Here is a 13,120-nt window from a genome sequence, read left to right as displayed (position 1 = left end):
GAAGGGTAATTACAATACGTTGCCCTATTGAATCAATAATTTTATTGAATGGATAATTTAGACTACGGAATAATAGGAAATTGCCGAAGCGCAGCGTTAATATCAAAAACTGGGAGTGTAGATTGGTGCTGTTTGCCAGAATTTGATTCTCCTTCGGTTTTTGGAAAACTTTTAGATGAAGAAATAGGGGGTAGTTTTGAAATCTTAGTTGATGACAGCTACAAAATTGAACAAAAATATGAATCTCGTACCTGTATTTTAATCACCAAGTTCACAAATGGTGATGATTGCTTTGAAATTCACGATTTTATGCCAAGATACCATAAAGAAGATGGTACCTATGTTGCTCCTCCCGAATTTATCAGATACGTAAGACTGGTAGAGGGAACGCCTAAATTTAAGGTGTTGTACAACCCTAAGTTAGAATATGCTGCCGGGGAGACCAAGAGTTATATAAAAAAGGATTTTATAGCCAGCTTAACTCATGAAATTAAGTTTGATACGGTGTTTCTTTATACCTCTTTTGATAAAGAGGCCGTGCTAGAAGGCAAGGAAATTACATTAACGGAAGATGGTTTTTTCTTGATGGGATATAATGAAAAGATATTTCTGCCCAGTACAACAAAAGCGTATCTAGAACTAGAAAGAACAAAAGTATATTGGTTGACATGGTCGTCTCGAACCCCAAAGTACAAGAAGTTTAATGATGAAATTTCTCGTAGTGCTTTAACGTTGAAGCTTTTGAGCTATGACAAGACCGGAGCGGTATTGGCCGCCGCTACTACTTCTTTGCCGGAAACTATTGGTGAAGTTAGAAACTGGGATTACCGTTTTTGTTGGATTCGTGATGCTTCTATGGTAATCAAAGTGGTATCGGAGTTGGGGCATAAGAATATTGCAAGACGTTACCTTAAGTTTATAATCGATTTGATTCCGGACAAAGCAGAGAAACTGCAAATCATGTACGGTATTAACAAGGAGAAAAAATTAACAGAGGAAACTCTGGAACACCTTAGTGGTTATAAAGGTTCAAAACCGGTGCGCATAGGTAATGCGGCATACCATCAGAAGCAAAATGACATTTATGGTATTTTAATGGATGTTATTTACGAGCAGATGGTGAAATTTAGTGTGGACATTGAGAATGGAGAGGATTTATGGTCCATAACTAAAGGAATTGTTTGGATTGTAGGGAACAACTGGCATGAAGCGGATAAGGGTATATGGGAATTCCGTACGGAAGACAGACACTTTACATTTTCTAAAGTGTTATGTTGGACTGCATTGGATAGAGCCATTAAGGTGGCAGAAATGCTAGGAAAGACCCACAAGATTGAAAAATGGGAGCCGCTTCGTGAAGAAATCTGGAACGATATTTATGAGAATGCCTGGAACGAAGAAGTAGGTGCTTATACCCAATCATACGGTTCTAAGCATTTAGATGCTTCCGTTTTATTAATGGAATCCTATGGATGTGTTGATGCTTCCGATGAGCGTTACAAGAAGACTGTAAAAGCTATAGGTAAGGATTTAAGTAACGACGGACTTCTATACCGATATAAAAATGAGGATGATTTTGGACTTCCATCGTCTTCCTTTACCGTTTGTACTTTCTGGTACGTAAACAGTTTGTTTAAAATAGGGGAGCATGATGAAGCCCTAAAACAATTTGAAAAATTGTTGAGCTATAGCAATCATTTAGGGTTGTTTAGTGAAGATTTGGATTTTAAGACCAAAAGGTTATTGGGGAACTTCCCACAAGCCTATTCACATTTGGCGTTAATTGAATGTGCCGTAAATTTTTCTAATAAAGAAAGTGCGGAAGAAATTAAAGAGTCTATGCGAAGCTAATTTAAGCGGATATTATAAATGAAAAAACACCCCAATTGGGGTGTTTTTTCGTCATAACAACAAACACTTGAGTTATATACTAATCGAAAGTATATGCGTTATCAGCAGCAACTTTGTCCGCAATTTCTGTACGAAGTGCTACTACGTTAGGATTGTTCGTGTATTTGGTAAAGCGTTTTAAGCCCATTAGCATCATACGTTGCTCATCGCCTTCAGCAAAAGAGATAATGGCCTCTTTACCTTTTTGAATAATTGTTTCGGTAGCATTGTACAAGTATAATTTAGACATTGCTATCTGTGTTTTTTGAGATTCTTCACCAGAACGTTTGGCATTCTTTTCAGTTCTCAAAATAGTACTTTCCGCCATGTAAACTTCAATAAGAATATCGGCTGCGGATAGCATCAATTGCTGATGCTTCTCTAAATCAGGACCATATTTTTGAACCGCGCTACCAGCTACCATCAAGAAGACTTTTTTCAATCGTTTGATTAAATCTTTCTCTTCGGCAAAAAGTTCGGAAAAATCAGGAGTATCAAAAGAAGGGATTCCCATTAATTCCTCTCCGACAGCAGTAGCCGGACCTAGTAAATCTACATGGCCTTTCATTGCTTTCTTGACCAACATACCAACTACGAGCATTCGGTTAATTTCGTTGGTACCCTCGTAAATTCTTGCAATACGGGCATCTCTCCATGCTTTCTCCATTGGGGCATCGGCACTAAAGCCCATTCCTCCAAAAATCTGAACGCCTTCGTCCGTTGTGTTTTGAACATCCTCGGAAACGGCAACTTTTAAGATAGAACATTCTATGGCGTATTCTTCAACACCTTTTAATTCAGCTTCTTGATGCGTATTACCTTCGGCTTCGCGAATGGCTATACGGTCCTCAATATTTTTTGCTGCACGATAACTAGCGGACTCGCCAGCATAAGCATTGGTAGCCATATTGGCAATTTTAGCCTTAATAGCACCAAAATTCATTATCGGTGTTTTAAACTGGATACGCTCATTAGCATATACCACAGCTTCTTTAATAACTCTTCTTTGAGCATCCAAACAAGCTGCTGCCAATTTAATACGACCAATGTTTAGGGCGTTCATGGCAATTTTAAATCCATTACCACGCTCCGAAAGCATATTCTCAACAGGTACTTTGGTATCGCTAAAAAATACTTGACGGGTAGAGGAGGAGTGAATACCTAGTTTCTTCTCTTCGTCACCTAGAGATATACCGTTATCCGGTTTGTTTTCAACAATAAATCCTGTTATGTTTTTGTCGTCCTCAATTCTTGCGAAAACAATGAACAAACTACAAAAGCCGGCATTGGATATCCACATTTTTTGGCCCGTAATGCTATAATGCTTACCATCTTCTGACAAAACCGCTTTTGTTTTACCTGAATTGGCGTCTGATCCAGCACCAGGTTCAGTTAAGCAATATGCGCCGAACCATTCCCCAGAAGCTAACTTTGGTACATATTTTTGTTTTTGTTCTTCGGTTCCATATAAAGTAATTGGCATTGTACCAATTCCTGTATGTGCCCCAAAGGCGGTACTGAATGAACCCGTAGCACCTGAAATGTAATCACAAACTAACATGGTAGAAACAAAGCCCATACCCATACCACCGTAAGACTCGGGAACGGCAACACTTAAAAGTCCAAGTTCACCAGCTTTACGCATACATTCTTCAGTATAAGCGTAATCTTTCTTTTCAAAACGTTCCCAATGTGCCCAAAGCTCGCGATCAACGAATTCTTTGGTACTTTCACGCATCATTTTCTGCTCTTCGTTCAAATCTTCTAAGGTGAAGATATCTTCGCAATTGGTCTCTTTTACGAGGAATTGCCCCCCACGTAGAATTTCTTTGCTCATAGTTTTTTTACTTAATGTTAGTTTTCTTGTGTTAGTTCAAAAATTCGAAAATTCCTGCAGCGCCCTGTCCGGTACCTACGCACATGGTTACCATACCGTGTTTGCCTTGCATATTTCGTTTTCTCATTTCATCAAAGAGCTGTACGGATAGCTTAGCCCCGGTACAACCTAAGGGGTGACCCAACGCGATAGCTCCGCCGTTTACATTTACGATGTCCTGATTTAACCCTAATTCTCGAATCACGGCAAGCGATTGCGATGCAAAAGCTTCGTTCAATTCAATAAGTTCAATATCATCTTGCCTTAAACCGGCTTGTTTAAGGGCTTTAGGAATAGCTGCTACCGGACCAATACCCATTATTCTTGGAGGAACACCTGCAGCAGCGTAGTTGACCAAACGAGCAATAGGTTCAAGATTAAGTTCTTTCACCATATCTTCGCTCATAACCATAACGAACGCTGCACCATCACTCATTTGTGAAGAGTTACCCGCTGTTACGCTTCCTCCTGCCGCAAAAACCGGACGCAATTTATTCAATACTTCTACAGAAGTTCCCTTTCTTGGTCCCTCATCTTTTGTTACCGTATATTTTTTATTGGCTTTTTTACCATTTTCATCAATGTACGTTTGCTCAACTTCAATAGGGACTATTTGATCTTGAAAACGGTCTTCCGCTTGCGCTTTTAGAGCTTTCATGTGGGAATTATAGGCAAATTCGTCTTGATCTTCCCGAGAGACTTTGTATTCATTGGCAACCGCTTCGGCCGTATTACCCATTCCCCAGTAATAATCCTCATGGCCTTCACTAACCAAATCGTAGTTCAATTCTGTTTTATAACCTGTCATGGGTACGGAACTCATGCTTTCGGCCCCACCAGCTATGATACAATCCGCCATTCCCGACTGAATTTTTGCAGTGGCTATACCAATAGTTTCTATACCTGAAGAACAAAAACGGTTTACCGTTACCCCAGGAACATCAACAATATCCAATCCCATTAAGGAAATTAACCGTGCCATGTTAAGACCCTGCGAACCTTCTGGCATGGCATTACCAACGATAACGTCATCAATCCGTTTTTTGTCAAAATCGGGCAATTCTTTCATCATGTATTCAATGGTTTCCGCGGCGAGTTCATCTGTTCGCTTAAACCTGAAAACTCCTTTAGGAGCCTTTCCGACAGCTGTTCTGTATGCTTTGACTATATATGCAGTTTTCATATTATTTTGAATTGAGTATTGAGTGTATAGTATTGAGATTACAATGTTCTTTGAAACGAATAATTCATTTTTTGAATTTCAATACAAACATCAATTACGGGTTTTACTTTTTCTTTTTTTACCAAGTTTAATTCTATTAAGAGTATGAGTTGCGTATGTAGCTCATAAGTCGAACCGTTTGCAATACTCAAAAAATGTTTAAACTCCTTTTGAGAGTTTCTGCCAGCCCCCTCGGCTATATTCGAGGGAATTGAAACAGAACATCTTTTAATTTGAGAAACTAGTCCGTATTTTTCTTCCGAAGGTAATTCCGATGCCAGTAGATAAATGGATTTAGCTAGTTCAACAGCCTTTTTCCATATTTTTAAATCTTCTACCTTATGCATTTTATCCAATTACCTAATACTAATATCTCAATACTTCTTTACCATTAATTTCTTAGAGGTTTACCTGTCTTTAACATGTGTTGGATACGTTCAAGCGTTTTTCTTTCCGTACAAAGAGATAGGAAAGCCTCACGCTCTAAATCCAAGAGGTATTGTTCATTCACTAACGTAGGCTCGGATAAATCACCGCCAGCCATCACGTAGGCGAGTTTATTTGCGATTTTTTTATCGTGCTCACTAATGTAATGGCTCGCTTCCATAGAGTCCGTACCCACCAAGAACATACCTAGCGCTTGTTTACCAAGAACTTTTATATCACTTCGTTTAACGGGTTGGGTGTAACCGGCTTCGGCCATTAATTTGGCATGTGCTTTTGCTGTTGCAATCTGCCTATCTTTGTTCACTACAACTATATCTTTACCATGTTGAAGAATGCCTAAATCGTACGCTTCGTAAGCCGAAGTAGATACTTTGGCCATGCCAATGGTCAAGAAATATTCTTGTAGGACATTAAGCTCTACATCATTTTTTTTGAAAGTATCCTGTGCTCTAACGGCGAACTCTTTTGAGCCACCACCACCGGGAATAACCCCCACGCCAAATTCTACAAGACCTATGTAGGTCTCTGCTGCGGCAACCACTTTGTCCGCATGAAGCGAAAGCTCGCAACCGCCACCAAGGGTCATACCGTGAGGAGCAGAAATAGTTGGAATAGCCGAGTAACGCATGCGCATCATCGTATCCTGGAACATTTTAATAGCCATGTTAAGCTCATCATACTCCTGCTCAACGGCCATCATAAATATCATACCGATATTGGCGCCAACGGAGAAATTTGCTGCCTGGTTACCAACAACCAGGCCTTGGAAATCCTTTTCGGCAAGGTCAATGGCTTTGTTCAATCCTGCCAGTACATCGCCACCAATAGTGTTCATTTTGGATTGGAATTCAACATTTAATATGCCATCGCCCAAATCTTCAACTACAACGCCGCTGTTCTTAAATACTTCTTTTGATTTTCTGATGTTATCCAAAATGATAAATGCATCTTGACCAGGTATTTTTTCCATGGCCTTCTTTGGAACATCATAAAAATAGGAAGCCCCATCTTTTACAGAGTAGAAGGTGTCTTGCCCGGCAGATTTCATTTCTTGCACCCAAGCTGCAGCTTCTAAACCTTCGGCTTTAATGAATTCTAATCCTTTGTCCAAGCCAACGGCATCCCAGATTTGAAATGGTCCGTGTTCCCAGCCAAAACCAGCCTTCATGGCATCATCAATTTTATAGAGTTCATCCGCTATTTCGGGAATCCTGTGCGATACGTAAGCGAACAATTGTCCAAAACTCTTTCTGTAGAACTCTCCGGCTTTGTCTTTTCCGCCAACTAATACGGCAAAGCGGTCTACCACTTTGTCAATAGTTTTTGTTAACTCTAACGTAGCGAACTTGGCACTTTTCTTTGAACGGTAGTCCATTGTGTCCAAATCCAAAGTCAGGATTTCTGTCTTTCCGTCCTTATCTTTTGATTTTTTGTAAAAACCTTGTCCGGTTTTGCTTCCCAACCATTTGTTCTCCATCATTGTATTGATGAAATCAGGAAGTTCAAAAAGCGCTAAACGTTCATCGTCCTTACAGTTTTCATGAATACCGTTAGCCACGTGGACCAAAGTATCCAGACCCACTACATCAACCGTTCTAAAAGTGGCCGATTTTGGTCTACCTATTACAGGTCCGGTAAGTTTGTCTACCTCTTCCACGGTCATGCCCATGTCTTTCACGGTGTGAAACAGGCTCTGAATGCTGAAAATCCCGATTCGGTTTCCAATAAAAGCGGGAGTGTCCTTGGCTACTACCGAGGTCTTTCCTAAAAACTGTTCTCCATATGCATTAAGGAAATCAAGTACTTCCTGTGAAGTTTCCGGACCAGGAATAATCTCGAATAATTTTAGGTAACGTGCCGGGTTAAAGAAGTGGGTTCCGCAGAAATGTTTCTGGAAATCATCGCTTCGACCTTCGGACATAAATTTAATAGGAATACCCGAAGTGTTAGAAGTAATTAAAGTACCAGGGGTACGGTGTTTCTCCAGACTCTCAAAAACCTTTTTCTTAATATCAAGACGTTCTACTACAACCTCAATAATCCAATCTACCTTGCTTACTTTAGCAATATCATCCTCTAGGTTTCCTGTGGAGATACGCGAGGCAAATTTTTGATGGTAAATAGGTGAAGGTTTTGATTTCAAGGCTGCCGTTAATGAATCGTTTACTAAACGATTGCGTACAACTTTGTCTTCTAAGGTTAATCCTTTTGCTTTTTCTTTATCGTTCAATTCTCTTGGAACGATATCTAGCAATAACACTTCTACTCCGATATTTGCGAAATGGCAAGCAATACCACTACCCATAATTCCGGATCCGATGACTGCTACTTTTTTAATATGCTTGTTCACGATGTAGTTATTGGGTTATTAATTAATCTGTTTCTGGTCCAAGTGTATCTTGACCGTTAATCAGGTTATCATTAGTATAAATAGTTTTTTCAGCTATAAGCTCATTTATGGTTTCCATAACCTCAAAAAAGCCGTTAATCTTTTCTTCGGAAACATGGTTTCTTACGGTTTCATTAAATCGTAAGACCACATTTTTTGAATCGTTTCTTTTCTCTAGTCCAAATTCTGTTAAATAGATAAGTACACCACGTCCGTCATTAGGGTTTGGTTTACGTTCTATGAGACCTTGCTCCTCCATTCTTTTAAGAATACGTGATAAACTAGTAGCTTCCATGCCCATTTTTGGCCCAAGGGCCGTTGAAGGGGTCCCGGTTTTAGGGTCCACACTTAAAAGCGTAAAACCCACGGCCATGGTAGAATCAAATTTTTTAGCCTCTTCGTTGTACATGCGAGCTACGGCTTGCCACGTGGCTCGCAATGCGTAGTCTATAGTAATGTCTTTCATACATAAGGTGGGTTGACGGTCACCAAATATACAAAAAATATATTATGCATGCATAATATATTTTTGAATTTTTAAATCAGAAAAGCAATGCTATTATGAGGAAATAGCTTTATTCTTAGATTGTGAAGACTTTTTTTAGGAAAATAATATTTTGTGTTGAAATTTATGACAAATGTAGGAAGCGCTATGAGCGTCCATAAATATCGTTATAAAGGTCCATATATTTTTCTTTTACAATCTTGCGGCGCAATTTAAGCGTAGGAGTAAGATGCCCTTCACTAATGCTCCATACATCTGGGGTAAGACGGAATTGTTTTACTTTTTCCCATTTCGCAAATTTTTCATTGGCTTCGTCTACTTCCTGTTGGTAGCGGGCCAATACTTCTTCGTTTTGAATGATATCCGAATTTTCCGGGACCGTAATATTATGTTTGGTGGCCCATTCATGTAAAAAGTCAAAATCTGGTTGAATAAGAGCTGCCGGCATTTTTTCACCTTCACCAACTACCATGATCTGTTCAATAAATCTAGACTGCTTAAAACGATTTTCCAATAGCTGGGGCGCAACATATTTACCGCCCGAAGTTTTGAACATTTCTTTTTTACGATCGGTTATCTTTAGGAAACCATCACTGTCCAGCTCGCCAATATCACCTGTATGAAAATAACCGTCTATGATTACTTCTTCGGTTTTTTGAACATCTTTGTAATAGCCCATCATTACTTGTGGGCCTTTTATACAGATTTCGCCGTCATTGGCTATCTTTACTTCGGTTCGTGCAATAGGCTTACCAACGGTTCCAATACGGAAACCGCCATCGCGCATATCGTTCACGGAGATTACGGGAGATGTTTCCGATAGTCCGTAACCCTCCATAAGGCCAAATTCCGCAGCGTTAAAAATACGGGACAAACGGGGCTGTAGTGCCGCACTGCCCGAAGCAATAAGGCTTAGGTTTCCGCCAAGACCTTCTTTCCATTTACTGAATATAAGCTTTCTGGCCAAGGCCAATTGCTGTTCGTACCACCATCCATTAGCACCGTAGGGTTCATATTTAAGTCCCAGCTCTACGGCCCAAAAGAAAAGCTTTTTCTTAATACCTGAAAGCTCCGCTCCCTTGGCATAAATCTTGTCATAAACTTTTTCCAAAAGCCTAGGAACCGCGGTCATTACATGGGGTTGAGTTTCCTTTAAATTCTCACTGATCTTATCAAGAGACTCGGCATAGTAAATGGTAACACCTCTATATTGGTACAAATAAATAAGCATACGTTCGTACACATGGCATAGGGGCAAGAAACTTAGTGCCTTTGTTTTTCCGTCCTCAATGGGAAAACGTTTAGAACTTTCCAGGGCATTGCTTACCAAATTCTCATGGGATAGCATGACACCTTTGGGCCTGCCCGTTGTGCCCGAAGTATATATAAGGGTAGCAAGGTCTGTGCTCTTTACCGCATCCTTTAACTTTTCTACTTCTTCTTGGTTTGATGTATCCGAGCCTAGCTCAAGTACTTTTTCCCAATTATCGCAACCGGTAACTTGGTCAAAAGAATACACATGTTCAAGACTAGATACTTGGTCTTGTATGGATTTTACTTTCTGAAACACTTCTCCACAAGAAACGAAACAATATTTGGCTTCCGAATGATTGAGAACATAGGCATAATCCTCTTCCGAAACAGTGGGGTAAACCGGAACGTTTTGAGCCCCAAGCTGAAGAATGCCAATATCCATAATGTTCCATTCCGTACGGTTGGTCATTGATATTACGGCAATTTTGTCATTGGGTTTTACCCCCATTCTTAGCAACGCACGACTAATGGTGTTTGCCATGTCTATATATTCCTTAGTGGACGTAGAAATCCACTTCCCGTCTTTTTTGGAGACGAGTGACTTTTTTAAATTGAATTTTTCCAACTGGTAGTGTGGAAAATCGAACAGACGGGAAACGTTTTGCATATTGGTATTTAAATGTCCTTGCAAAATAGTGAAAGAACACCGGATTTTAAAATTACATTAATAAATAAAATGTATTCTGATTACAAATATGACAATCTGTGTAGGCCTAAAGATATACATCGATTTTAACCATTCATCTACAATAAATTGTAAACGAACGGGTTATGATATCATTCCAAACGAATGTAAGAAAATTCCTTGAAACCTTGCATTAACTTTGTAATAAATCCTATGAACCCCAAATCGCAGAAATTATGAAGAAAAAATACACCATAGGTTTGGCCGCCAAATTTTTTGCGGTGTCCGTACTTCTCTTATTTTTTAATACTAAAACAGAAGCGCAGTCTACCCCGTTTGATTGCGACTATAATGCATATTTGTTTCAATATAATGATATTTATGCACTAGACTTGGCATCGGGCAGCTCTTATCTTGTTTCAGAAAACATTACTCCTGGTAATGTAAATGCGGTTGCTTACAATACTACAGATGGATACATCTGGGGATACTTGTCAACTCCATCTAGATCTATTGTTCGTATAGGAAAAGATTTTAAAGTGGATCAATATCAAATTCCTGAATTACCTACAGGTAACAAATATGTAGGTGATATTTCAACAGAAGGTATTTATTATTTTAAAGCGGGTGGCGCATCATACTATAAAATTGATTTGAACCCTGAATCTGAAAATTACCTTAAATACCTAGGACAGTTTTCATTAAGCCAGAGTCTATCTATTGCAGATTGGGCTTTTAATGCTCAAGATAATAAACTGTACACTGTGGAAAAGGGTACGAATATACTCTATAAAATTAGTGCCGATACCGGAGAAGTAGAAGCACTTGGAGTAGTTCCTATTCTACAAGGGTTGAACTACACTTTTGGTGCGGTCTATTTTGATGTAGACGGTAATTTCTACATTTCCGCCAACCAAACGGGAGCGGTGTATAAAATAGATAGGGTTCAAGACATTAGCCTTGGTGTAATAAAGTCCAATATTTTTGCTTTTGGCCCTGCAGCTTCTAGTAATGACGGGGCAAGATGTCCTACGGCACCAGTACCACAAGAGGATTGTATCAACGGAATTGATGATGATGGCGATGGGCTTGTAGATTGTGATGACCCTTCGTGTTCCGGTGTTGCCGCATGTCCCACAATTACCTTGACTTCCGGAGCTAATGATGGAGGTCTGGAAAGTAATGACCGTTTGTCTTCGCTTATTGGGGAGCGTAACTACAATAGAGCTAAAACCAATTATAAATTTGATAAGCTTACGGCAAAGAGAGTCATGAAGGGACCAAGTTATGCCAAGACCGGAAAATTCTCTGCAGATGCTATTCCGTTAACGCAACTTGTTCCTTTGGATGTAGTAGGAGAAACAAGTACTATTGAATCTTCTCCCGCAGATTTGCTGGATCTTACTAATGCTTCGGATATTTATTCGGTAGATTATCTTAGAAAAGATGATAATATTGGTGCTTTAATGGTCATAAAAACGGACAATAAGGTTTACGAGCATAGTAAATTTATTTGCGACCGGTTTTTGGGAGCGCAACTTTTATCGGTTTCTACTATTCAATTACGCGAAAAGGATTTTATAAAATCTATTATCAAGCAGCCAGATGGAAATACGGAGTTCGCATTAACTTTTTCCGCACGTTTGGACGCTAATGATCAATTTGTGGTGGAATCTCATTGGAATATTGATGCTTATGCAGATAATTCAGCTTATTACAATTTTCAAATATGGTCCAACACGGTAGATGACTTGCTTTTGTTGGCGGATGAAATTTTAAATCTTTTGGAAGTGCACGGCCCAATTTCCGAGTACAAAGGTTCTACGCCACCACCAGTTTTTGTAAAATCGGCAAAATATGCCAAAGGAGAAGTCATTCTTAATCTGGTAAACAACAACAGAACAGAGAAAATTCAGCTAGAAGGTGGATTGAAAAAGACCGAAACCGGCACCACGGAAACCATGAAGTTGGCAGCTCCAATAGATGGGTATTTAGATTCTGTGGCCTTAAGTACCGGAAATATATTTGATTTTGGCTTTAGGGTAAGTATTGCTGATGGTACTCCAGACGACCTTTTTGTTGCCGATGCACCTTGGGGGCTAGATGGTTCCGCGGAAGGTACAACGGTAGAGAATTATGAGGTTACACCAGTGCAAGCACCTTACATAGAAGATGGCTATCCTGTAGAACGTAATATTGAGTTAAGCGGAAAAACATCCAGCTATATTGGGGTGTATCGAGCGCTAAGTCCGCGATTTACTCCGGTTGATCTATCGGATTATGGTAAGCTGTCCTTTGAGGCTAGTGGCACAGGAACTTTAGAAGTAAAATTGCTAAAGGGCGATGGTACTACGTATACAACCACTGTAAATTTGACGGCTGAAGCGAAAACTTTTACGGTCTTGGATACGGACTTTAAAAACGCAACCAATGCAACAACAGATTTTTCTAGCTTAAAAGTAATCAACTTTAATCTATTGTCCGAAGAAGGAAATGTTGAAGAAAAGCAAATGAGCCTTTCCAATGTATCATTCAATAATTTAGTGGAGGATAAGATTTTTATTTCAGACGATATTTCGGAATCTATAGTATATCCTAACCCGGTACGTACGGAGTCCAGCCTCTATTTTTATGAAGAAAGTGCTGGGGCCTATACTTTTGAATTGTTTAACATGGCCGGTAAAAAAATATCTTCCCACGATATGACGGGAGATTCAAAAGAAGGTCAAAATATGATCGTTGTGAAGAAAAACAACTTGACTCCAGGATTGTATTTCTACAAAATTACAAGTAGCAATGATAGAACGTGGAGTGATAAATTGATGGTAAAATAGTTCCCTAAAACTTTAGAG

At 39.5% G+C, this 13,120-nt stretch carries 8 protein-coding genes; 2 read left to right on the top strand and 6 right to left on the bottom strand.

All coding sequences use genetic code 11. The features are described 5' to 3' along the window. Nucleotides 1-48 precede the first annotated feature (48 nt). Entirely contained in the window at nt 49-1,851 is a 1,803-nt protein-coding gene (locus KO513_RS18445) for a glycoside hydrolase family 15 protein (protein WP_215438937.1), read from the top strand. Between the two features lie 79 nt (nt 1,852-1,930). Here KO513_RS18445 and KO513_RS18440 read toward each other — a convergent pair whose 3' ends face one another. The 6 genes from KO513_RS18440 to KO513_RS18415 all read right to left on the bottom strand — a co-directional run bounded on the left by KO513_RS18440 (nt 1,931) and on the right by KO513_RS18415 (nt 10,250). After that, the gene (locus tag KO513_RS18440) at nt 1,931-3,727 is read right to left on the bottom strand and encodes an acyl-CoA dehydrogenase family protein (protein WP_215914658.1); all 1,797 of its coding nucleotides are present in this window, start codon (nt 3,725-3,727) and stop codon (nt 1,931-1,933) included. Between the two features lie 31 nt (nt 3,728-3,758). Then, nucleotides 3,759-4,949 (bottom strand): acetyl-CoA C-acyltransferase, encoded by a 1,191-nt coding sequence (locus KO513_RS18435; protein ID WP_215914657.1) that lies wholly within the window; start codon nt 4,947-4,949, stop codon nt 3,759-3,761. Nucleotides 4,950-4,987: 38 nt separating this feature from the next. Beyond that, on the bottom strand, nt 4,988-5,335 hold the full coding sequence (locus tag KO513_RS18430; protein ID WP_215914656.1) for a four helix bundle protein: 348 nt from the start codon (nt 5,333-5,335) through the stop codon (nt 4,988-4,990). Nucleotides 5,336-5,379: 44 nt separating this feature from the next. Further along, entirely contained in the window at nt 5,380-7,785 is a 2,406-nt protein-coding gene (locus KO513_RS18425; RefSeq protein WP_215914655.1) for a 3-hydroxyacyl-CoA dehydrogenase/enoyl-CoA hydratase family protein, read from the bottom strand. Between the two features lie 22 nt (nt 7,786-7,807). After that, complete coding sequence (locus KO513_RS18420; protein ID WP_215438942.1) at nt 7,808-8,290, bottom strand: MarR family winged helix-turn-helix transcriptional regulator; 483 nt, start codon at nt 8,288-8,290, stop codon at nt 7,808-7,810. A gap of 184 nt (nt 8,291-8,474) precedes the next feature. Beyond that, nucleotides 8,475-10,250 (bottom strand): AMP-dependent synthetase/ligase, encoded by a 1,776-nt coding sequence (locus tag KO513_RS18415; RefSeq protein ID WP_215914654.1) that lies wholly within the window; start codon nt 10,248-10,250, stop codon nt 8,475-8,477. A 254-nt stretch (nt 10,251-10,504) separates the two neighbouring features. Between KO513_RS18415 and KO513_RS18410 the strand changes: the two genes are divergently transcribed. Continuing rightward, nucleotides 10,505-13,102 (top strand): DUF6923 family protein, encoded by a 2,598-nt coding sequence (locus KO513_RS18410; RefSeq protein WP_215914653.1) that lies wholly within the window; start codon nt 10,505-10,507, stop codon nt 13,100-13,102. Nucleotides 13,103-13,120: the final 18 nt, after the last annotated feature.

Source organism: Zobellia sp. B3R18 (genome assembly GCF_018860715.1).
GTDB classification, from domain to species: Bacteria; Bacteroidota; Bacteroidia; order Flavobacteriales; family Flavobacteriaceae; genus Zobellia; species Zobellia russellii.
The sequence above is the reverse complement of the archived record's forward strand: the minus strand, read 5'-3'. Positions and strand labels throughout refer to the sequence as shown.

Coding starts and splice junctions, on each gene's coding strand:
- KO513_RS18420 (WP_215438942.1), bottom strand. CDS start 8,290: ATGAAAGACATTACTATAGACTACGCATTGCGAGCCACGTGGCAAGCC.
- KO513_RS18430 (WP_215914656.1), bottom strand. CDS start 5,335: ATGCATAAGGTAGAAGATTTAAAAATATGGAAAAAGGCTGTTGAACTA.
- KO513_RS18435 (WP_215914657.1), bottom strand. CDS start 4,949: ATGAAAACTGCATATATAGTCAAAGCATACAGAACAGCTGTCGGAAAG.
- KO513_RS18440 (WP_215914658.1), bottom strand. CDS start 3,727: ATGAGCAAAGAAATTCTACGTGGGGGGCAATTCCTCGTAAAAGAGACC.
- KO513_RS18410 (WP_215914653.1), top strand. CDS start 10,505: ATGAAGAAAAAATACACCATAGGTTTGGCCGCCAAATTTTTTGCGGTG.
- KO513_RS18415 (WP_215914654.1), bottom strand. CDS start 10,250: ATGCAAAACGTTTCCCGTCTGTTCGATTTTCCACACTACCAGTTGGAA.
- KO513_RS18445 (WP_215438937.1), top strand. CDS start 49: ATGGATAATTTAGACTACGGAATAATAGGAAATTGCCGAAGCGCAGCG.